Raw genomic sequence first — 25,582 nt, 5'->3', positions numbered from 1 at the left:
ATGACCAACGCCCCCGTCTACGACGCGGCCAAGACCCGGATCACCTCACTCGTCGAGGGGCGTGATCCGCAGACGCCGGTCGCGGCGACGCCCGGCTGGTCGGTCAAGGACGTGGTGGCGCACCTCGCCGGCGGTCTGCGCGACTTCGCGGACCGCCGGTTCGACGGCGTCGAGTCCGGCGAGTGGGGAGAACGGCAGGTCCGCGACCGCCGCGACAACTCGCTGCAGGACGCCTTCGCCGAGTGGGACGCGAACCTCGCGCTGGTCCAGCCGTTGTTCGACACCCCGATGGGGCCGATCCTCGTGTCCGAGGTGATCGCGCACGAGCACGACCTCCGCGCGGCGCTGGGGGTTCCGGGCGATCGGGACGGCGTGGAGGTGCGGGCGGCGCTGGTGCGGCCGTTGCAGGAGCTCGACCAGCGGATGCGGGAGAACGACGTGCCGGCGTTGCGGATCACGCTGGAGCACGGGGACCGCGTCCTGGGGCACGGCGAGCCGGTCGGGACGTTGCGGACCACGTCGTTCGAGCTGATGCGGGCCATCGGCGGGCGGCGGTCGGCCGACCAGATCAAGGCCATGGACTGGGACGGCGATCCGGACACGTGGATCGCCGCGCTGGCACTCTTCGGGCGGCACCGCCCGGAGCCGTTCGAGGAGTAACTTCCCTCGGCGTGAGCGACTGGTTGACGGACACACGCGACTCCTACGACACGGTCTCGGTCAGCTATGCCGAGCAAACGCGCGATCTCCTGGACGGCCTCCCGCACCTGCGGGCGGCGCTGCGGTTGTTCGCCGAGGAGGTGCGCGGGCCCGTCGCGGACGTCGGCTGCGGGCCCGGTGCCATCACGGCGCTCCTGAACGGGCTCGGCGTGGACGCGTTCGGGATCGACCTCTCCCCCGCGATGATCTCGCTGGCCCGGCGGAACCATCCCGGGCTGCGGTTCGAGGTGGGGTCGATGACCGAGCCGCTCGGCGACTCGGTCGGCGGGATCATCGCCTGGTGGTCGCTGATCCACGTGCCGGACGACGAGGTGCCGGCCGTCTTCGAGCACTTCCACCGGGCGTTGCGGCCGGACGGGTTGCTGCAGCTCGGTTTTCACGTCGGCGACGAGTCACGGCTGAAGACGCAGGGCTACGGCGGGCATCCGATGCGCGTGCACGTTCATCTGCGCAAGCCCGAGCGCGTGGCGGAGTGGCTGCGGGAGGCGGGGTTCACCGTCGAGGCGCAGTGGTTGCTGGGCACCGACGGCGCGGTCCTGTTCGCGCGGCGCGGGTGAGACGATCTGACCGTGTCAGATGAACAGACGTGTCAGCGGTGCGGCGAGACGGTCGAGCTGGAACGGGAAGACTTCGAGCTCTTCGAGCGAATGCACCCCGACTGCTTCCACTTCGCGTTCGAGCACGACCTGAACAAGCCGGGCCTGAGCGTGGACGAGAACTGCGGCGACGACGCCTGCCCCGTCGGGGCATGAGAAAACGGGCGCACCCCCGAGCGCGCCCGTTTTCTCACTGACTCAGATCAGCTGCTGTACGCCTCGAGCGGCGGGCAGGAGCAGACCAGGTTGCGGTCACCCTTCGCGCCGTCGATGCGGCGGACGGGCGGCCAGATCTTCGGAGCACCGGTACCGGCCGGGTACACGGCCTCCTCGCGGGTGTACGGGTGGTTCCACTCGCCGACGGTCACGCAGGCCGCGGTGTGCGGGGCGTTGCGCAGCGGGTTGTCCTCGACGGGCCAGTCGCCGGCGCCGACGCGGTCGATCTCGTGCTTGATGGCGATCATGGCGTCGATGAACCTGTCGATCTCGGCCAGGTCCTCGGACTCGGTCGGCTCGACCATCAGCGTGCCGGCGACCGGGAACGACATGGTCGGGGCGTGCAGGCCGTAGTCCGCGAGGCGCTTGGCCACGTCGTCCACCGTCACGCCGGTGGCCTTGGTGATCGGGCGCAGGTCGAGGATGCACTCGTGGGCCACGAAGCCGCCCTCGCCGGTGTAGAGGACCGGGTAGTGCTCGTCGAGGCGGCGGGCCACGTAGTTCGCGGCGGCCACCGCGGTCAGGGTCGCGCGGCGCAGGCCGTCGCCGCCCATCATGCGCACGTACGCCCACGAGATCGGCAGGATCGACGCGGAACCCCACGGGGCGCCCGAGATCGGGCCGACGCCGGTGGCCGGTCCCGCCGTCGGCTGCAGCGGGTGGTTCGGCAGGAACGGGGCGAGGTGGGACTTCACGCCGATCGGGCCGACGCCGGGACCACCGCCGCCGTGCGGGATGCAGAACGTCTTGTGCAGGTTCAGGTGCGAGACGTCCGAGCCGAACTTGCCGTAGCGGGCCAGGCCGATCAACGCGTTGAGGTTCGCGCCGTCGACGTACACCTGGCCGCCCGCGTCGTGGACCAGGCCGCAGACCTCGCGGACGGTGTCCTCGTACACGCCGTGGGTCGACGGGTAGGTGATCATGATCGCGGCGAGGTCGTCGGCGTGCTCCGCGACCGTCGTGCGCAGGTGGCCCATGTCGATGTTGCCCTTGTCGTCGCACTTCACGACGACGACGCGCATGCCGGCCATGACGGCGGACGCGGCGTTGGTGCCGTGCGCGGACGACGGGATCAGGCAGACGTCGCGGTCGGCGTTGCCGTTCGCGCGGTGGTAGGCGCGGATCGCCAGCAGACCGGCGAACTCACCCTGCGAACCGGCGTTGGGCTGCAACGACACCGCGTCGTAGCCGGTGACCTCGGCGAGCCACTCCTCCAGGTCGGACACGATCTTCAGCAGACCCTTGGCGTCCTCGGCGGGCGCGAACGGGTGCAGCGTCGAGAACTCCGGCCACGTGATGGACTCCATCTCCGCGGTGGCGTTCAGCTTCATCGTGCAGGAACCGAGCGGGATCATGCTGCGGTCCAGCGCGACGTCCTTGTCGGACAGCGCGCGCAGGTAGCGCAGCAGCGCGGTCTCGGAGCGGTGCGCGTGGAAGACCGGGTGGGTCAGGTAGTCCGAGGTGCGGCGCAGGTCGCCCGGGATGCCGTCGGCGGTGTCGGCGTCGATCGCGTCCACATCGGACCCGGTGACACCGAAGGCCTCCCACACGGCGACGATGTGTGCGCGCGTGGTCTTCTCGTCGCAAGCGATTGCCACGACGTCCTCGTCGACCTTGCGGAGGTTGATGCCGGCCTCGCGAGCCTTCTCGACGACGGCGGCGGCCTCACCGGGAACGCGGACCTGGACGGTGTCGAAGAACTCGCCGTGCACGACGTCGAGACCGGCCTCGCACAGGCCCGTGGCGAGCACGGTGGCCAGGCGGTGCACGCGGGTCGCGATCGACCGCAGGCCCTCGGGACCGTGGTAGACGGCGTACATGGACGCGATCACGGCCAGCAGCACCTGCGCGGTGCAGATGTTCGACGTGGCCTTCTCACGGCGGATGTGCTGCTCACGCGTCTGCAGCGCGAGCCGGTAGGCCAGCGAGCCGTCGGAGTCGACGGAGACACCGACGAGACGGCCGGGCAGCTGACGCTCCAGACCGGACCGGACGGCCATGTAGCCGGCGTGCGGGCCGCCGAAGCCGATCGGCACGCCGAAGCGCTGCGTGGTGCCGACGACGACGTCCGCGCCGATCTCGCCCGGCGCGCGCAGCAGCGTCAGCGCCAGCAGGTCGGCGACGACGACGGCCTGCGCGCCGGCGGCGTGGATCTCCTCGATCAACGCGGCCTGGTCGCGCACGACGCCGGAGGCGCCGGGGTAGGACAGCAGCACGCCGTAGAAGTCGCCGCCCAGGCCGAGGCCCTCGATGCCCTGCGACAGGTCGGCGACGACGATCTCGATGCCCAGCGGCTCGGCGCGCGTCTCGATGACGGCCAGCGTCTGCGGCAGCGTGTCGGCGTCGATGACGAACTTGTTCGACTTGGACTTGCCGGCGCGGCGCACCAGCGTCATCGCCTCGGCGGCGGCGGTCGACTCGTCCAGCATGGACGCGTTCGCGACCGGCAGGCCGGTCAGGTCGCCGACCATGGTCTGGAAGTTCAGCAGCGCCTCGAGACGGCCCTGCGAGATCTCCGGCTGGTACGGCGTGTACGCGGTGTACCAGGCAGGCGACTCGAGAACGTTGCGCAGGATCACGCCCGGCGTCACGGTGTCGTAGTAGCCGAGGCCGATCATCTGCGTCATCGGGCGGTTCTGCGACGCGAGCTCACGCAGCTCCGCGAGCGCCTCGGTCTCGGTGGCCGGAGCGGGCAGGTCCAGCACGAGGTCGCGCTCGTGGATGGACGAAGGCACCGCGTGCTGCGCGAGCTCCTCGAGCGACCCGACGCCGATGACGTCGAGGATGCGCGCGAGTTCGGCGGGGCGCGGACCGACGTGGCGGTCGGCGAACGGGGTGCCGTGCTCGAGAGCTGCGAGCGGAATGCGGTCCTGCGTCATCAAACGCCTCCGGGGGGCTGCGGGCACACGTGTCCTGGTGCCCTCCCCGCTCTGTCCGTACCCCGAAGGGCGCCTGAGAGGTTCACCCACCGGTCAGGATGGGCTTTCACCGTCGGCGGGATCCCCAGAAGAACATCTGGCGATCCACTTTCCAGAGGCGTCTCGCTCGGCGGTCCTGGATGCCTGAGAGGTTCCCGGGGAGGGACTTGCTCCTTCGGCGCCGGGCTCGAAACCCGGTCTCTCCCGCCAGAGTTCAGCGACTACCCGAGAAGAATACCCGCAGGCAGCCCCGCTAGTCCCCAGGGACGCGACCTACATCTCAGTGCCAAGACCGGACAACGCTCCGGACAGCGGGTCAGAAGGGTCGTCACGCAACGCCACCAGCAGGTGCGTGGTGCCCACGACGTCGTCTCCGCGCCGGGCCGCGACGAGCTTCGCGCGTTCCATCGCACGCTCCACCTTGCCGCCGCTGACGGGTAACGCGGCCGGGTCGATCCCCGCCTCGCGCAACGCCGCCGCCCCGCCCGACTCGAACTCCGGCTTCAGCTTCCTGCCCGCCACCTTCAGCTGGCGGTCGACCGTCAGCACCGCCTCCACCAGATCCCGAGACGAGACGTCTCGTCTCGCGGCCACGGCCAGCCGTCCTGCCTCGTTGCGCACGACGGTCAGCACCGGACCGCCCAGTCCCTGGCCGCGGGCGATCCAGCGCATCAGCCAGCGCACGTACCCGCCGCCGGACTCCCCTTCCAACGCTCCCGCCTTGCGCAGCAACCGCACGGCGGGCGCTTCCTCGATCTCCGCGTGGGTTCGCGCGGCATCCGCTCGCACAGCGGCGGCCGTCGCGTCGACGTCCACTCCGCGCAGCACGAACAGGTCGGCGGCACGACCGGAACCCTGCTCCAGCAACGCCAGCGAGAGGTGGGTGGTGGTCAGCACGCCGTCACCGGCCTGGGCGAACGCCGAGAGCAGACACTCCTCCAGCGCACGGCTGACGGGCGGCACGGTCTCGACGTCAAGGCGGTCGCAGGCGACGTTCACCAACGCCGTGACGTCAGGATGAGCCTCGGGAACGACGCCACCGTCCTCGTCGGCCCAGTGCTCCGGCCCCCGCGCCATCGCCTGGGCCCGCAGCGACTTCACGCCGAGCTTGCGTCCGGGTCCGATGGTGTCGATCAGCGAGATCAGCAGGTTCTCGGTGCCGAGGAAGCCGAACTCCAGCCGGAGCGCGCGCTGCGCCGCCGCTTCCAGCACCTTCACGACCTGATAGGAGGGGGTGATCGTCATGCCTGAGACGCTAGAGATCGGCAGGGTCCGATCGCTGCTGCCGACCGGCCATCCCACAGCGCCAGTCGGCCACGTTCACCGTGCCGATCGATCAGCCGGTGGCGCGCTCGCGACGCCGGCGGGTCAGCTCGTCCTCGGTCATCGGAGCGATCTCGACGCCGTCCGCACGTTCGGCCGGGAACTCGTGGATCGTGCCGGAGATCTCGCGCATCGCACCGCTGACCGCGATGCCGAACACGCCCTGACCACCCTGCAGCAGATCGACGACCTCTTCCGGCGAGGTGCACTCGTAGACGGTGGTGCCGTCGGAGAACAGCGTGATGCGCGCCAGGTCCTGCACGCCGCGGCGGCGCAGGTGGTCGACAGCGACCCTGATGTTCTGCAAGGAGACACCGGTGTCCAGCAGCCGCTTCACGACCTTGAGCACCAGGATGTCCTTGAAGGAGTACAGCCTCTGGCTCCCGGAGCCGTGCGCCATCCTTATCGTCGGCGCGACCAGCCCGGTCCTTGCCCAGTAGTCGAGCTGCCGGTACGTGATCCCCGCGATCTGACACGCCGCAGGTCCTCGGTAACCGACGAGCTCGTCCGGCAGCGAGGAGTCCGGGAACAGTTCACCCTGCAGCCCGGATTCGGCCCGCAAGGGCGCTTCCTCGACCACGCCTGCCTCCCCTCGGAACGGCCACGAAACTCATGACCGTCAAGCCGCTACGTCAGCTCACGCGAACCAGCGACGTCCACTCGAGTTCGACGGTAAGACCGGTCCGAGGGCTGGTCAACGCGACGCGCGGGGAGTTGCGACCCTCAACCTCAAGTGGAGAGTCATACCGTCACCCGAACTGGGACGTTCAGGTGACGTTTAGTGATCGTTTAGCGAATAAAACGACCGTAAGTAGTCCGATCGAGGGACGTCCAAACGAACTGACTCACGGTCCATACGAGACGGAGTGCGACACCCGGAAAACTCAGGTGTCCGCTCCGCGGAAGTCTTCTGGAGAGACGGAGTCGAGGAACTCGCGGAACTTCTCCACCTCGTCCTCCTGCTCGTCCGGGATGATGAGGCCCGCCTCGGCCAGCACGGACTCCTCGGCGTGGATCGGCACGCCGACCCGCAACGCCAGAGCCACCGAGTCGGACGGCCGCGCGGACACCCGCACGTCGCCGTCGAACACGAGCTCGGCGAAGAAGGTGCCCTCCTGCAGGTCGGTGATCCGGACCTGTTCGAGGTTGCGCCCCAGCGCCCCGATGACGTCCTTGAGGAGGTCGTGGGTGAGCGGACGGGCAGGACGAACGCCCTGCTGCTCCAACGCGATCGCCGTGGCCTCGACGGAGCCGATCCAGATCGGCAGGTACCGCTCGCCCTCGGTTTCACGCAGAAGAAGGATCGGCTGGTTCTGGGGCAGCTCCACCCGCACGCCGACGACGCGCATTTCGCTCATCGGGCCTCGCCTCCCTCTGTTCGTTCGAGGACGACCCGGTTCACACCCGAGCATCCCCCGGCGTACATGTCCGACGCTACCCGCCAAGCGGGCCGTGTGCTCAATCGTTGCGGGTGGATAGTGATCAACACTGCACCCCTGTCCGGTAGATCAGGACTGCCGCAAGCCCGCTCTCACCAACAACGTGTGCAACGAGGTGAACAGGTCAGCCAATTCCCGAACCGTCTCGGGATCTGAGAAAGACTTCAGCACGACCACCTCGTGGTCCGCTGCCGCGCGGACCGCGCGCAGGTGCTCGCGCTCGACGCCGAGCCCGGTCATCGTCCGGATCGTGCGGAGCGCGGTGATGTCTTCCGTGGTGAACCGGCCACCGGGGCCGGGACGCAGCAGACCGTCGCGTTCGAGCTGGGACAGTTGCTCAGCGGTGAAACCGGTCTGGGACAGCAGATCGAACCGCGACAGCGACGTGGCGTCCTCAGGGACGGAGTCGAGCTGCTCGCGGATCACTTTGAGCGGCAGGTACCTGTCCCGTTGTGCGGACAGCACGAACCGCAACCTCTCGACGTCCGCCACGGCGAACTGGCGGTAGCCGGAGGCGGTGCGTGCCGGGCGGACCAGCCCCTCCGCTTCCAGGAAGCGGATCTTGGAGATGGTGACGTCGGGAAACTCGTGCCGAAGCTGTGCGAGCACAGCCCCGATGCTCAAGCCCCCGCGTTGTGGCCGCCCGGCCGTCACGCGTCAGGCTCCCGCGGAGCCAGGACCCGTCAGGAAGACGAGGCGGAACTTGCCGATCTGAACCTCGTCGCCGTTCGCGAGGACGGCCTGGTCGACCGGCTCGCGGTTGACGTAGGTGCCGTTGAGGCTGCCCACGTCGATGACGACGAACTCACCGCTTTCCCGGCGGAACTCGGCGTGGCGGCGCGAGACCGTCACGTCGTCCAGGAAGATGTCGCTGTCGGGGTGGCGCCCCGCACTCGTCGTGTCACGGTCCAGCAAGAACCGGGAACCGGCGTTCGGGCCGCGCTTCACCACGAGCAGCGCGGAACCGGCGGGAAGGGCGTCAACACCGGCAACAGCCGGCTCCGGGGCGGGGGTGCCTTCCATCTCCTGGAGGAAGTCCGCCCGGAAGACGGAGGTCCGCTCCGGGGACTGCTCCGGCGGAACGCCTGGGCCGTCGTTCGTGCTCACCTGAGCTCTCCTCCTGCTGCTGGATCCGTCACTTCCGGTAAAACCTATCGCGTTGGGGTCACCGCCTTCAGCGCGGCTCCCCTTCCGGCCGAAGATCCGGCGAAAGATCGACGTCACTCCTTCTCCACCAACGCCTTGTACGCGTCCGCGTCCAGCAGGCCTTCCAGCGCCTCGGGGTCGTTCAGCCTGATCTCGACCATCCAGCCCTCGCCGTACGGATCGGTGTTGACGGAGTCCGGCGTCTGGACCAACGCGTCGTTGATGGCGACGACCTCACCGTCGAGCGGCGAGTAGAGGTCGGACACGCTCTTGGTGGACTCGACCTCGCCGAACGTGTCGCCGGCCGCCACGGTGTGGCCGACCTCGGGCAGCTGGACGAAGACGACGTCACCGAGCTGTTCCTGGGCGTAGTCGGTGATGCCGACGCGCACTGTGTTCTCGCCGTGGGTGGCGATCCACTCGTGCTCCTCGGTGTAACGAAGCTCCTCGGGAATCAACTGACTGCGCTCCTCGTGCTGAACCTGTATGGGGTGATCTTTTCACGCGACCGTGCGAGGTGTACCCCGCAGGGCCAGGAAGAACTGGTGGACGTACAGCAGCGCCGACCACAGGTAGAGCGCCCCGCCCCACACCGTGAACGCGTAGGCGAGCGGCTGGGCGGCCTGCGCCCACGCCGAGTCGCCCTGCGCGAGCAGCAGCAGGGGGAAGGCGTACAGCAGGTTGAAGGTGGCGGCCTTGCCCAGGTACGTCACCTCGAACGGGCCCCAGCCCCGTTGCCGCAGGATCAGCAGGCAGATGCCGACGACCACCTCTCGCCCCACCAGCACGAGGGCGACCCAGAGCGGCACGATGTCCCTGATCACGAACGCCAGCAACGTGCAGAACACGTAGAGGCGGTCGGCGGCGGGATCGAGCAGCGCGCCGAGGTTGCTCATCTGGTTGAGCCAGCGCGCGAGCTTGCCGTCCAGCCAGTCGGAGAAGCCCGCGAAGACGAGGACGAGGATCGCCCAGCCGTCTTCGCGGGGTCCCAGCAACAGGTAGAGGAAGAGCGGAACACCGGCCAGCCGCAACACGCTGAGCAGGTTCGGAATCGTCAGCAGGCGATCAGCCGGATCACGCACACCCGCACTCTAAACGAGTGACTGCGCAAGGGCTGCCGGATGGCGTCACGGCACGCGGTGCGACTGGTTGCGGGTGGTGCCCGATGTTCGATCTCACTGTGTTCGTTTCCAACAGGTAAATCTCAGGCTGTCCGGGTGAACGTCCATCCTCGGCGCTGCATCTCGGCACCGGTGATGGCGTGCGGGCGGCCCCGGTCGTCGCGGCCCACCCAGCGAGCGCGGAAACCCTCGAGCACGTAGGCGTGACCCCGGCTCCACACCACGCTGCACGGCGTGGTCGGCAGCGCGGAATCGCACTCCGCGTCCTGCGTCGGCTGGGTTTCCATGGCGGTTCTCATTTCAGTCCCTCCGTGACATCAGGGATGTCGCGCACCGGGGCTCCGGCGTTATCCCTGGAAACGAATTCTGTCGGACTGTGGTTCAGAACACGTGTCCTGTTTGGGTCCTAAGCGTTAACTGGATCGAACCGCGCGCCGAGCTGTTCGGGCCCGAAGCGGAACGGAAGACGGGGTCCTTGCCTGCGCAACCGTTCGTCGTACGACGGTGACCGCACGGCTCGTCCAGTTCATCGGCCGGGCCTAACCTCAGCGCGTGAACCAGGTGAAATTCGGTGCGGAACTCATTTCACGAGTGATGGACCACCTGTGCTCGCAGCTGGACGGCTGCGAGGGCGTGGGCCTGAGCGTGTGGCCGGACGGCAAGTTGATCAGGGCACTCGGGGTCGCCGCCGAACTGGACGCCGAGCAGCTGACCAGCGGCGCGGGACCGCTCGTCGAGGCGTCGCGCGACGAACGGCAGGTGTCCGGCGAGGTCGGCGGCAAGCACGTGATCGCGGTGCCGGGCAGCTGGGGGGACAGCGGGCCGGTGGTGCTCACCGTGTACCTCTCGCACCCGCCCCAGGTCGCGGATCTGAAAGCCATCGAGGAGATCGAACCGCTCATCGCGACCGCGGCGGCGGTGGTCGAGTTCTGCGCGGGCGAGGTGATGCGCGCCGACCAGATGGTGCGGATGGTCCAGCACCGCCGCTACATCGAGCAGGCGAAAGGTCTGGTGATGGGGGCGCGGCCGAGCGCGCCCGGCGAGGCGTTCGAACTGCTGGTGCGGGCGAGCCAGCGCGCCAACGTGAAACTGCGGGACGTGGCCACGGCGTTGGTGCTGGTCGTGGGCGGGACTTTGGAGGACAGTCCGGAGGAGGTCACCGAGCCGCCGGCGGCCGCGTTCGACGTGGCGCGAAGACTTTGGGAGGCGCTGCGCGTTTGAACCGACCATTGTCCGGGTACGGATACCTCGATCTGTCCTGTCGAGCGGTCACTCCCGTACGGTGGTGTCCGCAGCGGTTGAGCCAGCAGCCGCACAGGAGCCGCTGCATTGGCGGCTCCCTTGTTTCTGTATCGCGAGAGGGAGTACATCAGTGACTGTGCAGGACCCGCGTGCGGAGCAGACCATCGCGCTGTCGGTGAGGCAGCCGGCGCCCGGTGCCACGGTCCTCGCCGTGTCCGGCGAGGTCGACATGGTGTCCGCGCCCACGCTGCGCGACGCCCTGGTCAACGGCATCGGCGACGGCGGCACCTTCGTGGTGGACATGACTGGCGTGACGTTCCTCGGCTCCGCCGGTCTGGCGGTCCTCGTCGAGGCCGCCCGGCTGGCCCAGCGGGAGAACGCCGCTCTCAAGGTGGTGGCGACCGCACGGGCGGTGACGCGCCCGTTGGAGGCCACGGGACTGGGCGAGGTCTTCAGCCTGCACGACTCCGTCGACTCGGCCCTGGGATAACTCGTCCGCTCAGCCGGTGCTGCGGACGGTGAGCCTGTTGCCCGCCGCTCCGAGCGCCTCGGCGACCGCGCGAAGGGCCTGTTCCACTCCGCCCTTCTCGACGCCGAGCCCGCTCAGGTCGACGGTCAGCGGCACGGTGCCCCCGCGTGCCGCCGTGGTCAGCGTGCGGCGCAGCGACGGGCCTGCCTCGGCCGGCACGTTTCCGCGCACCACCGCTACTACGCCGGAGGAGGTCTCGTGGACCTGGACGTCGCATTCAGGCGCGGCCCGGGCCACGGGCAGTGCGGGCGAACGGGCTCGACGCAGGCGCACGGTCGTGCCGCTCGCTCTGCGGTCTATCTCGACCTCGTCCACGCTTTCCCGCATGAGCAGAAGTCCCCGGCCCCGCGTGGTCAGCGCGGGAGGCGGTACGCGCCACTGGCCGTGGTCGGCCACGTCGACGCGCGCCGAGCCGTCCGCGTCGACGCGGGCACGCACCTCGACGGTGCCGTCCGCCAGGCCGGGGTAGGCGTGTTCCACGGAGTTGTTGACCGCTTCACTGACCGCGAGAACGAGGTCGCTCGCCTCGTCCTCGCCGAAGCCGCTGCCCTGCAGCCATTGGCGAAGTTGGTGCCGCACAGGCGCCACCTCGTGCGCGTCTGCCGGGAAATTGAGGGCAAGGAAGTCCTCGTGCACAAGCACAGCGCCCCTCCCGTTGATTGCTTCTGCCAGGTGATTTCCCAGGCCACGGCGCGAATACACGTGTGAAATGAGATCGATTCGGGTACGGCGATGACGTGCCCGCCTTCAGCAGAACGGACTACGAGGTGGCTGTGACTCAATTGTCAGGCGTCGAGCTTCGGATGGCCGCGGATCCCACGCAGCTGTCCATCGTGCGTGCGGTCGCGGCGGACATCGCGATGCGCCAGGACTTCGACCTCGACTCGATCGAGGACCTGAAGCTCGCCGTGGACGAGACGTGCTCGACGCTGATCACGCTGGCGGCCCAGGACGCGGTGCTCAGCTGCCACTTCGCGGTGGACGACAGAGGTGCCGTGCACGTCGCCGCGAAGGTGTCGGCGAAGTCCGCGGCCGGCCCGGACGAGGCCAGCTTCGGCTGGCGGGTGCTGACCGCGCTCGTCGACTCGGTGAAGACCGCGGTCGAGGAGACCGAAGGGTTCGTGGTTCACATCGACCTCGTGAAGTCCACGGCAGGGGCGGTGGATGCGTGACCGGGGCGGAAGAGGCCACCAAGACGGAGGAGACCAAGCCGGAGGCCAAGTCCTCCCGCTCCGGTGACTACGACCACCTGGCGCCGTTGTTCGCCGAGCTCGCGGTCACCGCCGCAGGCCCGGCGCGCGAGACGTTGCGGGACAGGCTCGTCACCGAACACCTCCCGGTCGCCCAGCACATCGCACGCAGATTCGGTCACCGCGGCGAACCGCACGAGGACCTGGTCCAGGTCGCGACGGTGGGGTTGATCAACGCGGTCGACCGCTTCGACCCCGACCGCGGCAGCGACTTCCTGTCGTTCGCGGTGCCGACGATCATGGGTGAGGTCCGGAAGTACTTCCGCGACTCCAGCTGGTCCGTGCGGATGCCGAGGCGGCTCAAGGAGCTGCACCTGGCGATCAACGCGGGTACGTCGAGGCTGTCGCAGTCGCTGGGCCGCGCGCCCACGCCGTCGGAGCTCGCCGAGCACCTCGGCCTGTCACGCGAGGAGATCCACGAGGGACTCGCGGCCGGAAACGCTTACCAGAGCGCGTCTTTGGACGACATGCTGATGTCGGAGGACTCGTCGATCTCGCTGGGCAGCACGATCGGCGAGGAAGATCCCGAGATCGCGATGATCGAACAACGCGAGGCGCTGCACCCGTTGCTGGAGAAGCTGCCCGAGCGCGAACGCAAGATCGTGGTCATGCGCTTCTTCGGCAACATGACCCAGACCCAGATCGCGCAGAAGGTCGGGATCTCCCAGATGCACGTCTCGCGTCTGCTCGCGAAGACGTTGCGTCAGCTCAGGGACGTGCTCGAGGAGTAGGCACGGACACGGCGCCGGGCCGCGACGACGATCTGGCGCCGTTCGTCCTCCCCCATGCCGCCCCACACGCCGTACGGCTCCTGAGCCTCAAGAGCGTGGGCGCGGCATTGCGCCAGCACCGGGCACTGCTCGCAGATCGCCTTCGCCTTCTCCTCCCGGGCAGCGCGCGCATACCCGCGCTCGTTGTCCGGGTGGAAGAAGACGGCGCTGTTCTGCCCGCGGCACAGACCGTCCATCTGCCAGTCCCACACCTCGGTGACCGGCTTGGGCAAACGAGTGGTGCAGGTCATCGCGACTCCCGGTGGGCTGGGGGGAAAGAGTTGCGATCACTGCGTACCCGTGGTCTGACCAGGCATAAACCTGTTACAGCCTTTCGGGTGCCCCAATACCCAGCAGGGACAGCCCCAGCGTGAGCACCCGCGACGTCAGCGCGAGCAACTGCAGCCGCGAGTCCTGCAGTTCCTGCGTCTCCGCGGTCGCGACGGGACAGTCGTTGTAGAAGGCGGAGAACGCCGTCGCCGTCTCGAACAGGTAGTTCGTCAGCTTGTGCGGGGCCAGCTCGTCGATGGCCGCCCGGATCGCCGTGGGCAGCTGCAGCAGCTTCAACGCCAGATCGCGCTCGGCCTGTTCCTGCAGCACCAGCGGCGCGTTCTCGGCGGGAACCCGACCGACCTTGCGCCCGATCGACAGGATCCTGGCGTTCGCGTACTGGATGTACACCGAGGTGTCGCCGGTGGTGGCGAGCATCTTCTCCCAGGTGAAGACGTAGTCCTTCTCCCGGTCGTTGGAGAGGTCCGCGTACTTGACCGCGCCCAGTCCGATCGTGCGGGCGAGCGCGTCCTTCTCCGCACCCTCCACTTCGGACGTTTCCGGCATCACCTTGTAGGAGTTCTCGACGGCCTCGGTGAGCAGGTCGATCAGCTTGATCGTCCCGCCGGCCCGAGTCCGGATCGTCTTGCCGTCGGCCCCGAGGATCGTGCCGAACCCGGTGTGCACGGCGGTGTGCGCGTCGTCGAGCCACCCGGCCTGCTTCGACGTCGCGAAGATCATCTGGAAGTGCTGCGCCTGCGGAGTCCCGACGACGTAGATCAGCTCGTCGACCTTCCGGTCCCGCACCCAGTACCGCACCGTCGCGAAGTCCGTGGTGGCGTACCCGTACCCACCGTCGCTCTTGCGCACGATGAGCGGCAACCGGTCACCCTCGCGGTTGCTGAACCCCGGCGGGAACACGCAGAGCGCGCCGTCGCTGGTCTCGATGAGACCCTTCTGCTGCAGCTCGGTGATCGTGTCCGCGAGGTAGGGGTTGTAGAAGCTCTCGCCGTAGTTGTCGCCTGCCGACAGCCCGATGCCGAGCAGCTCGTAGATCTGGTTGAAGTGCCGCTGCGACTCACCCACCAGCTCGTGCCACAACTTGAGCGTCGCCTCGTCACCCCCCTGCAGCAACACCACACGACGCCGGGCCCGGTCCGCGAAGCCGGGATCGCTGTCGAACTTCTGCCGGGCCTGCTGGTAGAACGCGTTGAGGTCGCTGATCTCGTGCTCAGCCCCCTGCCCCTCGTCCGTCAGGTGCTCGATGAGCATGCCGAACGGAGTCCCCCAGTCACCGAGGTGGTTGTGCGGGATGACCTCGTGCCCGGCGAACGTCAGCAGCCGGCAGAACGCGTCCCCGATGATCGTCGACCGCAGATGCCCGACGTGCATCTCCTTGGCCACGTTGGGACTGCTGTAGTCGATGGCGATCCGCCGGGGCTGCTCGGTCTTCGGCACGCCGAGCCGCGAGTCCCCCACCAGGTTCGCGGCCTGAGCCTCAAGCCACTCCCGCCGCAACTTCAGGTTGATGAACCCGGGCCCCGCGATCTCCGGCGTCTCCAGCGCGTCCTGCGCGTCCAGGTGCTCGACGATCAGCGCGGCGACCTCACGCGGGTTCTTCCCGATCTTCTTGGCAAGACTCATCGCGACGTTGCACTGATAGTCGGCACCGTCCCGGTTGGACGGTCGGATCAGCGCTTCCTCGGCGGTGATGTCCACGTCCAGGGCGACGCGCAGCGCCCGCGCGACCCGCTGGCCCAGCTCAAGCCCGACATCCCCACGCAGCACTGAACCCACCTCTCGACAACCGGCTTGTTCGCACAAGTATTTCACCCGCGCCAAACCAGTTGTGACAGCGCCCGCCGACGGCCGCGTCACCACCGCCCGAGCAACAACGCCCCGCCACCCACGAGGGCGGCCGCGCTGACCACCCCGAACACCGTCACCCATCCCAGCGCGGGCACCCCGGTCAGCCAGGCCAGCTGGTCGGCGTCCGAACGGGGAGCCTGCCGCCTCCACCGCTTGACCTGCAACTCCCACACGGGCCGAACCCCGCCCAGCAACAAGAACCAGGCGAACACGTACGCGGCAGCGTCCCGGACCTCAACAGACGCGTAGAACGAGACGAAGAAGAACACCCCACCGGTAACGATGATCGACAACACCCCGAACACGTTCCGGATCATGATCAGCATGGCGGCCAGGAACCCGATGCTGATCCACAACATCAACTGGATCTGCTCGTTGGTGATCAGCACGGCCGCTCCGAAACCGAGCAGCGACGGCGCGATGTACCCGGCCAGCGCCGTCAGCACCATCCCCGGCCCACGCGGCTTCCCCCGTGACACGGTGAGCCCGGACGTGTCGGAGTGCAGCTTGATCCCGCTCAGCCGCCGCCCGGTCAGCACGGCCAGCAACGCGTGCCCGCCCTCGTGGGCGATGGTGATGACGTTGCGGGTGAGCCGCCAGATCCCGTGCAGGGCAACGGCCAGGAACGCGGCGAGCGCGGTCCCCCACGTGATCAGCACTTCGTGCGTCAGCAACTCGGAAGGCATCGCGACATAGAAACAGACGCGCCGTGTGAGCCGTATGTGGGCTCGCACGACGCGTCTGTGCCGGACAGTGGTTCGCCCGGATGTCAGTGCTCGATGAACTAGTGCTTGATCTTGTCCTTGCTCACCCGCTCGGTCTTGGGGTCGACCACCGCCTGCTCCTGGGTGATCGGCTCGTTGCGGGTGGCGCGGCCCGAACCGGTCGGAAGCGGCTCGGTGATGGGCGCGGTCGGTCCGGTGCTGACGGTCGGGTCCATCTGCTCGACGCGCGGCGAGCCGTCCCGCTCATCGCGGAACGCCTCCGAGCGCGGCTCGGGCACGACCGGCTCCTCGTCGTGGTCCTCGACGAGCTTGCGGCGCGCGGGCATCACCGCGAGCAGCAGGCCGAAGACGGCGAGGCCGAGGTGCAACCAGTTGTCGTTCGTGTTGACCGCCAGCGGGTTGCCGTACTGCTCGGCCGGGTTCTGGGCGAGGATCCCGGTGATCATCAGGTCCCACACGAAGAGCGCGGCGAAGCCGGCGAACAGCAGCCAGCCGTACAGCCGCGAGAGGCCCGAACCGAGAGCCATCAGCAGGCCCAGCACACCGATGGCCACCATCACCGTGTTGTGCAACGGGTTCACCGAGAACCCGAGCACGAACGAGCTGGCAGCCCAGTCGCCGATCCCTGTGCGAGTGAAACCCACGATGCCGAACACGATGAACGCGATGCCGGCCAGTCCGGCCAGCAGCTGCACCGGCTGCAGACCGGCGACCTTGATGCGGTGGGTCATTTCGCCCTCCAGGCTCCGTGTCTTGTTGCCTGGCGGACTACCCCGACCTCACAGGGACCAAACGTTCAGCCTCAGCGGTGTCCTTTGCGCCCGATTCCCGCGTACGCGCCCGGCACCACGGCCGGCGCCTCCATCGACAGACCTTCCATGAGCTGCTCGACCGGCGTCGGATGCGACACCACCAGGAACCCGCCGGCCGGGAGCGCGTGCCGATAGCGGCGCACGACGCGGCCAGGTCCGGTGACGTCGTCGACGTACCGCAGGACGTCGACCATCAGCACCGCGTACGGCTCACGAAGGTCGAAATGCGACAGCACACCCGGATGCCGCAGCACCTGATCGGGACGGCGCAGGTCCGCTTCCACGGCGCACGCCCGCGGTTCACCGCGCAACAGTCCACGTGAGAACGCGACCGTGACCGGATCGGAGTCCACGTAGACCACGCGCGCGTCGGGCAGCGTCTGGTGCGTGGCACCGCACGTCGGTATGCCCGAGCCGAGGTCGAGGAACTGGCGCACGCCCGCTGCCCAGCAGTGGCGGACGGCGTGGCGCAGGAACGACCGCTGCGCTCGGGTCACGAGCGGCAGCTCCGGGTCGATCCGGACTGCCTGCTTGGCGAACGCGCGGTCGGCGGCGTAGTTGTGCGCGCCACCGAGATAGAAGTCGTGGATCCGCGCGGCGTTCGGCCGACGTACGTCGACCTCGTAGCGTGCGAAGGCGGGGACCGCAGCCATTCGCAGAGCGTAACTGGCGCCTAGACCATTCGGGCGAAGTTTTCGAAGATTCTTTGGGTCCGTCTGACATGGACACCTCTGCGGGAGGGCCCGGTCCACCCCACTGAGACCGGGCCACGTAGCGCGTACGGGGATCGAACCCGTGTTTCCGGATTGAGAATCCGACGTCCTGACCACTAGACGAACACGCCAGGAACGAGCATTGAGACAAAATGCTCGCAGAAATAGAAGAAAAGGAACTAGCAGGTCACAGCTTGGAGGGCGCTCCGGCCCATTCATCTGCTCGGATCATGGAACAATGATGACCGAGAACGCGCACCCGCCGCAAAGCAATTAATCGAGCCACCTCAGCGCGAGCCACAGCGAAGCCCGCGCGTCGGCCGTTCCAAGATCACGACCGAGCAGCCGTTCGACGTGGGAGATCCGGTGCCGGACGCTGTTGCGGTGCACGCCGAGCACTCCCGCGGCCCGGTCCCAGCTGCCGTGCTGACCGAGCCAGGCCCTCAGCGTGTCGATCAGTTCGGGGCGTCCGAGCAGTCCCGCGAGCTCGCGGCGGGCGAACTCCCGTGCCGCCACCGGGTCCACCAGAGAGGACAGATCGGACGCCGGAAAGGCGGGTTCGCCGGTGGCTTTGGCGCGGGCCAGCAGGGTCAGGGCTTCAGCCGCCGCGCGGTCCACCTCGGACCGGGGCACGGAGGCGGACCCGTCAGAGGAGGGGGAATCGACGACCGGCGACACCCCCACCGGCCCCGACACCTCGGTCCCCGCACCCAGCAACGCGAGGAACCCGCCACCCTCCTCTTTCGACACCAGCGGTCCGTACCGCTGGGCCAGCACGTCGTAGTCCGCCTTCGACTCCCCCGCCACGACCCGGTGCGGACCAGGTCCCAGGACCTTCTCCACCCCGGACACCCGCGCCCGCAGCAGTGCGGAGGCCGCGAGCCGGGCGATCTGACCGCGTTCGCTCTCCAGGTCCCGGCGCAGCAGCCCGAGCAACGCCAGCGCGACCGCGACGACGGCCCGTTCGGCGGGCGACAGCGGGGCCGACCGGCGCACCACGAGCACCGCTGACTCGACCGGGTCCAGCGTGACGTGGTCTTCACCCACCTGGGTCGAGGCCGAACGGGGTCCCCGGCCCGACGCGACCCGCCCGACGAGCGAAGCGACGTCGTCAGGCGCGAACCCGGGATCCACGAGATCGGCCCGGCAGTTCAGCACCACGGCCAGCGTGGTCAGCACCGACTCGACCGGACGGACGCGGGTCGCGGCACGGGTCAGGGCGCGCTGGCTGTCCGCGAGCATCCGCTGCTCCCGCACGGCGATCTCCGCGAGCAACGCCCCGAGCGCCTGCGAGACCGCGAGGAACGGTGTCGACGGCGGCACCTCCAGCAGCGGCATCCCCTGCGCCGCACAGGCCTCCACCAGCGACGACGGCACCGTCGGGAACTCCGGCTCGACCCCGAACCCGATCGCGGAGACACCCGACGCGACCAGCCCGGCGACGTAGGAGGGCACGTCGGACGGGAAGCGCACGCCGGCCGTGAGCAGCAGCTCCTCGCCGACCAGGTACGGCGTCGGGTCCTCCAGTTCGGACACGTGCGCCCAGCGGATCGGCCGGTCCAGCGCGTCGGCTCCACACAGGACGGTCAGCCCGAGATCGACTCGCGCGACGAGATCCCGCAGTGGGACGGTTTGCACAACCATGGTCCGCCGATTGTGCACAACGACCACTTACCGGCGCCAGCGCGCGTTCCTACTGTGACCTGCAACCCAAGGAGGTCCGACAGTGGCTCTCGACTACGCGGTGATCGCCGCCTACGTGCTCGGCATGATCGGCATGGGCTGGTGGGGCATGCGCCGCGCCACCAGCAAGAGCGAGTACCTGGTCGCCGGACGCAGGCTCGGCTTCACGATGTACTCCGGCACCATGTCGGCCGTCGTGCTCGGCGGCGCGTCGACCATCGGCGGCGTCGGGCTCGGCTACAAGTTCGGCGTCTCCGGCGCCTGGATGGTGTTCGCGATCGGCCTCGGCATCCTGCTGCTGAGCGCACTCTTCGCGCGCCGGATCGTCAAGTTGAAGGTCTACACCGTCTCGCAGATGCTCGATCTCCGGTACGGCGGCAACTCCAGCATGATCTCCGGCCTGGTGATGGCGGCCTACACGCTGATGCTCACCGTCACGTCGACGATCGCGTACTCCACGATCTTCAACGTCCTCTTCGGACTGCCGAAGTCCGTCGGCGTGATCATCGGTGGCGGCATCGTGGTGCTGTACAGCGTTCTCGGCGGCATGTGGTCGATCACGCTGACCGACATCGTGCAGTTCGTCGTGAAGACGGTCGGCATCCTGTTCCTGCTGCTGCCGATCAGCCTCGCCACCGCGGGCGGGTTCGACGGCATCCAGGCGCGGCTGGAGGACCCGGCGATGTTCGAGGTCGGCAACATCGGCGTCAGCACGATCGTCACCTACCTGCTGATCTACGTGTTCGGCCTGCTGATCGGCCAGGACATCTGGCAGCGCGTGTTCACCGCCAAGTCCCCGAAGGTCGCGACCTGGGGAGGCATCACCTCCGGCCTCTACTGCCTGGTCTACGCGGTCGCGGGCGCGCTGATCGGTCTCGCGGGCAAGGCGCTGTACCCGGACATCGCGAACAAGGACGAGGCGTTCGCGACGATCGTGGAGAACCTGCTGCCGACCGGCGTGCGCGGACTCGTGCTCGCCGCCGCGCTGGCCGCGATGATGTCCACCTCGTCCGGTGCCCTCATCGCCTGCGCCACGGTGGCGTCCAACGACATCTGGCGCCGGAAGACCGATTCGGACGTTCACAACAACCGCATGTTCACGCTCGTGATCGGTGTCGTCGCGATCGCCATCGCGGTGGCGCTCAACGACGTCGTGGCCGCGCTGACGGTCGCCTACAACATCCTCGTCGGCGGGCTGCTGGTCGCGATCATCGGCGGTCTGGTGTGGAAGCGCGGCACCCGGCTCGGCGCGATGGTGTCGATGGCGGCCGGGTCGCTGACGGCGATCGGGTTCATGGTGTTCGTGGACGTGTACGCCAACGAAGCCATCTATTACAGCCTCGGCGCGTCCTTCGTGACGTACGTCGTGGTCAGCCTGGCCACCCCGCCCACCTCACCCGAGGTGCTCGCGAACTGGGACCGCCGGGTGGCCGGTGACGCCACGGAAGAGGAACTGGTGAACGCATGATCGGCCCCGTCGACTCCTCGAAGGTCCCGCGCTACGCGGGCCCGGCGACCTTCGCCCGGCTGCCGCGCCTCGACCAGGTGGCGCACGCGGACGTCGCGGTGGTGGGAGTCCCGTTCGACACCGGCGTCTCGTATCGGCCGGGCGCGCGGTTCGCGCCTTCGGCCGTGCGGGAGGCGTCCCGGTTGTTGCGTCCGTACAACCCCGGTCTGGACGTGTCGCCGTTCGAACGCCTGCAGGTCGTGGACGCCGGCGACATCGCGGTCAACCCGTTCCACATCGGCGAGGCCATCGAGACGATCGAGGGCGCTGCCACCGAACTGCAGGCCGAGGGCACCCGGTTGGTCACCATCGGCGGTGACCACACGATCGCGCTGCCGTTGCTGCGGGCGGTGTCGCGGATCCACGGACCGGTGGCGTTGCTGCACTTCGACGCGCACCTCGACACGTGGGACACCTACTTCGGTGAGCCGTACACGCACGGAACGCCGTTCCGGCGTGCGGTCGAGGACGGGATCCTCGACACCGAGGCGATCTCGCACGTCGGTACGCGAGGACCGTTGTACGGCAAGAAGGACCTGGAGGACGACCGGCGGCTCGGGTTCGGCATCGTGACGTCGTCGGACGTGATGCGGCGGGGCGTGGACGAGACCGTGGACGCGTTGCGGCAACGGATCGGCTCACGCCCGCTGTACGTGTCGATCGACATCGACGTGCTGGATCCGGCGCACGCTCCCGGTACCGGGACGCCCGAGGCGGGCGGGATGACCTCGCGCGAACTCCTGGAGATCGTGCGCGGGCTGCGGGGTCTCAACCTGGTGGGTGCCGATGTGGTGGAGGTGGCGCCCGCCTACGACCACGCCGACATCACTTCTGTGGCAGCCTCGCACCTGGCCTATGACCTCGTGAGCTTGCTGGCACTGAAGGAGGGCGTGTGACGCGCAACGGTGGCGATGTCGTCGTCGAGACGCTGGAGGCGCTCGGCGCGCACACCGTGTTCGGCATCCCCGGTCAGCACGCGCTCGGGCTCTTCGACGCGCTGCGGCGATCGGAGCTGCGGTACGTCGGTTCGCGGACCGAGGTCAACGCGGCGTTCGCCGCCGACGGGCACGCGCGGATCACCGGCTCGGTGACGCCGCTGCTGGTGTCGACCGGGCCTGGCGCGCTGCAAACCCTTGCCGGGCTGCAGGAATCGGCCGCGGGTTCGGCTCCGGTGCTGGGCATCTCGTCGCAGATCCCGTCCGCCGGACTTGGTGGCGTGCGCGGCGGGTACCTGCACGAGCTGACCGATCAGCTGGCGTCGTTCCGAGACGTGGTCAAGCACGCTCGGGTCGTCCGGCACGCCTCGCAGATCCCGTCGGCGCTGGCCGAGGCGTGGGAGATCGCGCTGACCGCGCCGTTCGGGCCGGTGTGGGTGGAGATCCCGCAGGACGTGCTGCTCGGTCCGGCTTCCGTGCCGCCGGTGACGTCGGTGTCCTGGTCGCCGCGCGAGCTGCACCCACGAGCGGAGTTGGTCGAGGAGGCCGTGCGGTTGCTGGACGGTGCCGCCCGGCCGGTGATCCTGGCCGGTGGTGGTGCTCTTGGTGCTGCCGGCGAACTGCTGGAGCTGGCGGAGAAGCTGCGGGCGCCGGTCGTGACGACGTTCGGCGGCAAGGGCAACTTCCCCTGGGAGCACCCGCTTTCCGCGCGGTCGTGGCTGGAGGACTGGCACACCACGGAGTTCCTGGCCGACGCGGACGTGCTGCTCGTCGTGGGGTCGGGGCTGGGTGAGCTGTCGAGCAACTACCGGACGTTCCGGCCGCGCGGCGCGGTGATCCAGATCGAGGCCGACCTCGGCAAGCTGGAGTCGAACTACCCCGCGCTCGGCATCCACGCCGACGCCCGCCATGCCTTGCGCGCGTTGACTTCCGCCGTGACGGCCCGCGCTGCCGACGACGTCGCCGAGGGACGGGTGATGGCGCTGCTCGCGGGCGTGCGGCAACGGTTCACGCAGCAGGAGCTCGACCTGGAGTGGCAGGTTCTCGCGGCACTGCGGGCGGCCGTTCCGGACGGCACGCCGACCTGCTGGGACATGACGATCCTCGCGTACTGGGCCTGGTCGGCGTGGGATCCGCGCGGTGGTGCGCAGTTCTCCGCCCAGGGCGCCGGCGGGCTCGGTTACGGCTTCCCCGCCGCGCTCGGAGTCGCCGCGGCCGTCGACGGACCGGTGCTCGCGGTGTCCGGTGACGGCGGCGCGATGTACGGGATCTCGGAGCTCGCCACGGCCGCGCAGCACGGGTCACGGGTCGTCTGGCTGATCGTCGACGACGGTGGCTACGGCATCCTGCGCGAGTACATGACCGACGCGTTCGGCCAGGCCACCGCCACCGAACTGAGCCGCCCGGACTTCGTGGCGCTCGCCGAGGCGTTCGGGGTGCCCGCCACCCGCAGCACGCCCGAGTCGCTGCGCGAGGATCTCGCCAAGGCGTTCGCCGGGGACGGCCCGCACGTGGTCGTGTTGCCCGCGGTGTTGCGCATGTTCGCCCCCACGCATCTGGAGCACCTGTGATCGTCGCGAACTTCGTCAACGGCACCTCGGCCTCCGCTGCCGACACCTCACCGCTCATCGATCCGGCGACCGGCGAGGAGTTCGGCCGCGCGGTCATCTCCCGTGCCGCCGAGGTCGACGCCGCCGTCCAGGCCGCCGCCGACGCCTTCCCCGCGTGGTCGCGCACGACGCCCGGCGAACGTCAGCACGCGCTGTTGAAGCTCGCCGACCTCCTGGAAGCCAACGCGGAGGCGGTCGCCGACGCGGAGGTCCGGGAGACGGGCAAGGTCCGTTCGGTGCTGCTGGACGAGGAGATCCCGCAGTGCGCGGACCAGATCCGGTTCTTCGCCGGCGCCGCGCGTGCGTTGGGCACCGCCGCGGCGGGCGAGTACGTCCCCGGCCACACCTCGTACCAGCGGCGTGAGGCGGTCGGGGTGATCGCGCAGATCACCCCGTGGAACTACCCGCTGATGATGGCCGTCTGGAAGATCGCTCCCGCACTGGCCGCGGGCAACACAGTGGTTTTGAAGCCCGCCGACACCACTCCGTCGTCCACGGTGCTGCTCGCGTCGCTGGCCGCGCAGGTGCTGCCGGCGGGCGTGTTCAACGTCGTGCTGGGCGACCGCGACACCGGCAGGTCGCTGGTCGAACACCCCGTGCCCGCCATGGTGTCGCTGACCGGCTCCACTCGCGCCGGAATCGAGGTGGCCCGCAGCGCCGCCGCGACGGTGAAGCGCACGCACCTCGAACTCGGTGGCAACGCGCCGGTCCTGGTGTTCGACGACGTGGACGTGGCCGCTGCCGCGGAGGGCATCGTCGGCGCCGCGTTCTACAACGCGGGCCAGGACTGCACGGCCGCGTCACGCGTGCTGGTGCACTCGGCCGTGCACGACGAGTTCGTCGAGGCACTGGTGAAGGCGGCTTCGGCCCAGGTTCCCGGCACCGACTTCGGGCCGTTGAACAGCCAGGCCCAGCTGGACCGCGTGCTCGGCCTGCTGTCACGGTCCACCGCCATCGTCCACTGTGGAGGTAAGCGGCACGGCTCAGCCGGGTTCTTCCTGGAGCCCACCGTGGTCTCGGGCCTCACGCAGGACGACGAGCTGGTCCAGGAGGAGGCGTTCGCCCCGCTGATCACCGTGCAGGAGTTCGCGAGCGACGACGAGGCGATCTCCTTGGCGAACGGGGTTCCGCAGGGACTCGCGTCCTCGCTCTGGACCCGCGACACCGGCCGGGTGGCGGCACTGACGGCACGGCTCGACTTCGGCATCGTCTGGGTCAACACCCACGGCCTCGTCGCGTCCGAGATGCCCCACGGCGGTTTCGGCGCCTCGGGCTACGGCAAGGACCTGTCGATGCACGGCCTGGAGGACTACACGCGCGTCAAGCACGTGATGATCGCGCACTGAGCATTGCCTTGTAGGGCATCGGGTAGTGCAACAGGCTGGCCGGGACGAACGCGGACACGAGCCGGATCATCCGGATCCACCGGCGCAGCCTGCGCTCGTCGCGGTCCGTCCACTCCAGACCGAGCTTGTCCCGCAACGCCTCCGGCAGCGTGCCGACCGCGAAGTCCGGCAGCACCCGCGCCGCGACCGGCCGCACCAACGGCCAGAGAGCGCTCGGCAGGTGTTCGGTGCCGGGCGCTTTCCCGGACCGCAGCTCGAAGGCCTCCAGCAGGCTCTGCACCCCGTCGGTGCACGCCAGCCGCGTGGCGACCACGTCGTCGAGGTAGGCGCGCAACGCGGCGAGATCGCCCGGCATCGTCCTGATGCCGAGCGTCTCCCCGGTCTCCCGCCACTCCCGGTACAGCCGCTCCTCGTGGATCGCGGGCATCCTGGGCCGCAGCAACCGGTACGCCGTGAGCAGCGAGTCGAAGCTGGTGGCGTGCACCCAGCGGAACAGCTCCTCGTCCGCGCCGGGGATCAACGCGTGCGACCGCACCAGCCGGTCCGCCTCCCCCGCGGCCTGCTCACCACCGAACAACCGCAGCTGGGACGAGGTGATGGTCCTCGTCAGCCGGGCGAACGGGTCGGCGCGGTAGCCGTCGCGCACCGCTGCCGCGATCACCGGGTGCGCGACCTGCATCAGCACGGCACGGCCCAGCACCACCAGCTCGAACCGGGTGTACCAGCCGAGCCGCCACGTCACCGACTCCGGTCCCAGCGTCACGACCATGATCATTCCGTGCTTCCGGCCACCTGCTGAAGGTCAACACCCGAAGGTGTTACCGGCACAGGGCGGGACAGTG

The 25,582-nt window shown here is 69.0% G+C and carries 28 protein-coding genes, 1 tRNA gene and 2 riboswitches; of the genes, 11 read left to right on the top strand and 18 right to left on the bottom strand.

Annotated features, from left to right (window positions below; all coding sequences use genetic code 11):
* From SK854_RS31830 to SK854_RS31820, 3 genes are read left to right on the top strand one after another with little or no spacing between them, the layout of a single operon-like run.
* Complete coding sequence (locus SK854_RS31830) at positions 1-660, top strand: maleylpyruvate isomerase family mycothiol-dependent enzyme (protein WP_319978820.1); 660 nt, start codon at positions 1-3, stop codon at positions 658-660.
* A gap of 11 nt (positions 661-671) precedes the next feature.
* On the top strand, positions 672-1,277 hold the full coding sequence (locus SK854_RS31825) for a class I SAM-dependent methyltransferase (protein ID WP_319978819.1): 606 nt from the start codon (positions 672-674) through the stop codon (positions 1,275-1,277).
* A 12-nt stretch (positions 1,278-1,289) separates the two neighbouring features.
* The gene (locus tag SK854_RS31820) at positions 1,290-1,472 is read left to right on the top strand and encodes a hypothetical protein (protein WP_319978818.1); all 183 of its coding nucleotides are present in this window, start codon (positions 1,290-1,292) and stop codon (positions 1,470-1,472) included.
* 47 nt (positions 1,473-1,519) lie between these two features.
* Here SK854_RS31820 and gcvP read toward each other — a convergent pair whose 3' ends face one another.
* The 9 genes from gcvP to SK854_RS31775 form a co-directional block, all read right to left on the bottom strand.
* On the bottom strand, positions 1,520-4,411 hold the full coding sequence (gcvP, locus tag SK854_RS31815) for an aminomethyl-transferring glycine dehydrogenase (RefSeq protein ID WP_319978817.1): 2,892 nt from the start codon (positions 4,409-4,411) through the stop codon (positions 1,520-1,522).
* A gap of 49 nt (positions 4,412-4,460) precedes the next feature.
* Positions 4,461-4,568: riboswitch (glycine riboswitch) on the bottom strand.
* Positions 4,569-4,571: 3 nt separating this feature from the next.
* Positions 4,572-4,667: riboswitch (glycine riboswitch) on the bottom strand.
* Positions 4,668-4,723: 56 nt separating this feature from the next.
* Positions 4,724-5,695 (bottom strand): Clp protease N-terminal domain-containing protein, encoded by a 972-nt coding sequence (locus SK854_RS31810; protein ID WP_319978816.1) that lies wholly within the window; start codon positions 5,693-5,695, stop codon positions 4,724-4,726.
* Between the two features lie 91 nt (positions 5,696-5,786).
* Complete coding sequence (locus SK854_RS31805; protein ID WP_030476305.1) at positions 5,787-6,353, bottom strand: MerR family transcriptional regulator; 567 nt, start codon at positions 6,351-6,353, stop codon at positions 5,787-5,789.
* 304 nt (positions 6,354-6,657) lie between these two features.
* Positions 6,658-7,131, bottom strand: a complete 474-nt coding sequence (locus SK854_RS31800; RefSeq protein ID WP_030468959.1) for a bifunctional nuclease family protein — start codon at positions 7,129-7,131, stop codon at positions 6,658-6,660.
* A gap of 150 nt (positions 7,132-7,281) precedes the next feature.
* On the bottom strand, positions 7,282-7,836 hold the full coding sequence (locus SK854_RS31795; RefSeq protein WP_319978815.1) for a MerR family transcriptional regulator: 555 nt from the start codon (positions 7,834-7,836) through the stop codon (positions 7,282-7,284).
* Between the two features lie 33 nt (positions 7,837-7,869).
* Positions 7,870-8,319, bottom strand: coding sequence for a glycogen accumulation regulator GarA (garA, locus tag SK854_RS31790; RefSeq protein WP_093604716.1), 450 nt, complete (start codon positions 8,317-8,319; stop codon positions 7,870-7,872).
* A gap of 113 nt (positions 8,320-8,432) precedes the next feature.
* Positions 8,433-8,816, bottom strand: coding sequence for a glycine cleavage system protein GcvH (gene gcvH, locus SK854_RS31785; RefSeq protein ID WP_319978814.1), 384 nt, complete (start codon positions 8,814-8,816; stop codon positions 8,433-8,435).
* 42 nt (positions 8,817-8,858) lie between these two features.
* Positions 8,859-9,440 (bottom strand): CDP-alcohol phosphatidyltransferase family protein, encoded by a 582-nt coding sequence (locus SK854_RS31780; RefSeq protein WP_319978813.1) that lies wholly within the window; start codon positions 9,438-9,440, stop codon positions 8,859-8,861.
* A 122-nt stretch (positions 9,441-9,562) separates the two neighbouring features.
* Entirely contained in the window at positions 9,563-9,778 is a 216-nt protein-coding gene (locus tag SK854_RS31775) for a hypothetical protein (RefSeq protein ID WP_319978812.1), read from the bottom strand.
* Positions 9,779-10,031: 253 nt separating this feature from the next.
* Here SK854_RS31775 and SK854_RS31770 point away from each other — a divergent pair, with 253 nt between their 5' ends.
* Together SK854_RS31770 and SK854_RS31765 are read left to right on the top strand one after the other, a co-directional pair.
* Positions 10,032-10,700, top strand: a complete 669-nt coding sequence (locus tag SK854_RS31770; RefSeq protein ID WP_319978811.1) for an ANTAR domain-containing protein — start codon at positions 10,032-10,034, stop codon at positions 10,698-10,700.
* A gap of 151 nt (positions 10,701-10,851) precedes the next feature.
* Entirely contained in the window at positions 10,852-11,211 is a 360-nt protein-coding gene (locus SK854_RS31765) for an STAS domain-containing protein (RefSeq protein WP_245822551.1), read from the top strand.
* A gap of 9 nt (positions 11,212-11,220) precedes the next feature.
* Here the strand turns inward: SK854_RS31765 and SK854_RS31760 are convergent, their stop codons facing one another.
* Positions 11,221-11,886, bottom strand: a complete 666-nt coding sequence (locus SK854_RS31760; RefSeq protein ID WP_406601864.1) for an ATP-binding protein — start codon at positions 11,884-11,886, stop codon at positions 11,221-11,223.
* A gap of 137 nt (positions 11,887-12,023) precedes the next feature.
* Here SK854_RS31760 and SK854_RS31755 point away from each other — a divergent pair, with 137 nt between their 5' ends.
* A complete protein-coding gene (locus SK854_RS31755) occupies positions 12,024-12,422 on the top strand; it encodes an ATP-binding protein (RefSeq protein ID WP_319978809.1) in 399 nt (132 codons plus the stop codon).
* A complete protein-coding gene (locus SK854_RS31750) occupies positions 12,419-13,231 on the top strand; it encodes a SigB/SigF/SigG family RNA polymerase sigma factor (RefSeq protein ID WP_093604728.1) in 813 nt (270 codons plus the stop codon). The genes SK854_RS31755 and SK854_RS31750 overlap by 4 nt, the downstream gene beginning before the upstream one ends.
* Here the strand turns inward: SK854_RS31750 and SK854_RS31745 are convergent.
* The 7 genes from SK854_RS31745 to SK854_RS31715 all read right to left on the bottom strand — a co-directional run bounded on the left by SK854_RS31745 (position 13,204) and on the right by SK854_RS31715 (position 19,303).
* The gene (locus tag SK854_RS31745; RefSeq protein WP_319978808.1) at positions 13,204-13,521 is read right to left on the bottom strand and encodes a WhiB family transcriptional regulator; all 318 of its coding nucleotides are present in this window, start codon (positions 13,519-13,521) and stop codon (positions 13,204-13,206) included. The two genes, SK854_RS31750 and SK854_RS31745, sit on opposite strands and share 28 nt — an antisense overlap.
* A gap of 73 nt (positions 13,522-13,594) precedes the next feature.
* Complete coding sequence (gene argS, locus SK854_RS31740; protein ID WP_319978807.1) at positions 13,595-15,328, bottom strand: arginine--tRNA ligase; 1,734 nt, start codon at positions 15,326-15,328, stop codon at positions 13,595-13,597.
* A gap of 86 nt (positions 15,329-15,414) precedes the next feature.
* Positions 15,415-16,095, bottom strand: coding sequence for a M50 family metallopeptidase (locus tag SK854_RS31735; protein WP_319978806.1), 681 nt, complete (start codon positions 16,093-16,095; stop codon positions 15,415-15,417).
* Positions 16,096-16,193: 98 nt separating this feature from the next.
* Complete coding sequence (locus SK854_RS31730) at positions 16,194-16,865, bottom strand: DUF4383 domain-containing protein (RefSeq protein WP_319978805.1); 672 nt, start codon at positions 16,863-16,865, stop codon at positions 16,194-16,196.
* A gap of 71 nt (positions 16,866-16,936) precedes the next feature.
* Positions 16,937-17,599, bottom strand: coding sequence for an SAM-dependent methyltransferase (locus SK854_RS31725; RefSeq protein ID WP_319978804.1), 663 nt, complete (start codon positions 17,597-17,599; stop codon positions 16,937-16,939).
* Positions 17,600-17,718: 119 nt separating this feature from the next.
* Positions 17,719-17,790: transfer RNA gene (locus SK854_RS31720), tRNA-Glu, on the bottom strand.
* Positions 17,791-17,932: 142 nt separating this feature from the next.
* The gene (locus SK854_RS31715; RefSeq protein ID WP_319978803.1) at positions 17,933-19,303 is read right to left on the bottom strand and encodes a PucR family transcriptional regulator; all 1,371 of its coding nucleotides are present in this window, start codon (positions 19,301-19,303) and stop codon (positions 17,933-17,935) included.
* Positions 19,304-19,385: 82 nt separating this feature from the next.
* Between SK854_RS31715 and SK854_RS31710 the strand changes: the two genes are divergently transcribed.
* Genes SK854_RS31710 through SK854_RS31695 form a run of 4 tightly spaced genes read left to right on the top strand, consistent with a single transcriptional unit; the run spans position 19,386 to position 24,740 of the window.
* Positions 19,386-20,810, top strand: a complete 1,425-nt coding sequence (locus SK854_RS31710) for a sodium:solute symporter (RefSeq protein WP_319978802.1) — start codon at positions 19,386-19,388, stop codon at positions 20,808-20,810.
* Complete coding sequence (speB, locus tag SK854_RS31705; RefSeq protein ID WP_319978801.1) at positions 20,807-21,745, top strand: agmatinase; 939 nt, start codon at positions 20,807-20,809, stop codon at positions 21,743-21,745. The genes SK854_RS31710 and speB overlap by 4 nt, the downstream gene beginning before the upstream one ends.
* Entirely contained in the window at positions 21,742-23,355 is a 1,614-nt protein-coding gene (locus SK854_RS31700) for a thiamine pyrophosphate-binding protein (protein ID WP_319978800.1), read from the top strand. The genes speB and SK854_RS31700 overlap by 4 nt, the downstream gene beginning before the upstream one ends.
* Positions 23,352-24,740, top strand: coding sequence for an aminobutyraldehyde dehydrogenase (locus SK854_RS31695; RefSeq protein ID WP_319978799.1), 1,389 nt, complete (start codon positions 23,352-23,354; stop codon positions 24,738-24,740). The genes SK854_RS31700 and SK854_RS31695 overlap by 4 nt, the downstream gene beginning before the upstream one ends.
* Here the strand turns inward: SK854_RS31695 and SK854_RS31690 are convergent.
* The gene (locus SK854_RS31690) at positions 24,715-25,515 is read right to left on the bottom strand and encodes an oxygenase MpaB family protein (protein ID WP_319978798.1); all 801 of its coding nucleotides are present in this window, start codon (positions 25,513-25,515) and stop codon (positions 24,715-24,717) included. The genes SK854_RS31695 and SK854_RS31690 overlap by 26 nt on opposite strands.
* Positions 25,516-25,582: the final 67 nt, after the last annotated feature.

This window comes from Lentzea sokolovensis (genome assembly GCF_033949975.1).
GTDB classification, from domain to species: Bacteria; Actinomycetota; Actinomycetes; order Mycobacteriales; family Pseudonocardiaceae; genus Lentzea; species Lentzea sokolovensis.
This window is presented reverse-complemented; position numbering and strand designations above follow the sequence as displayed.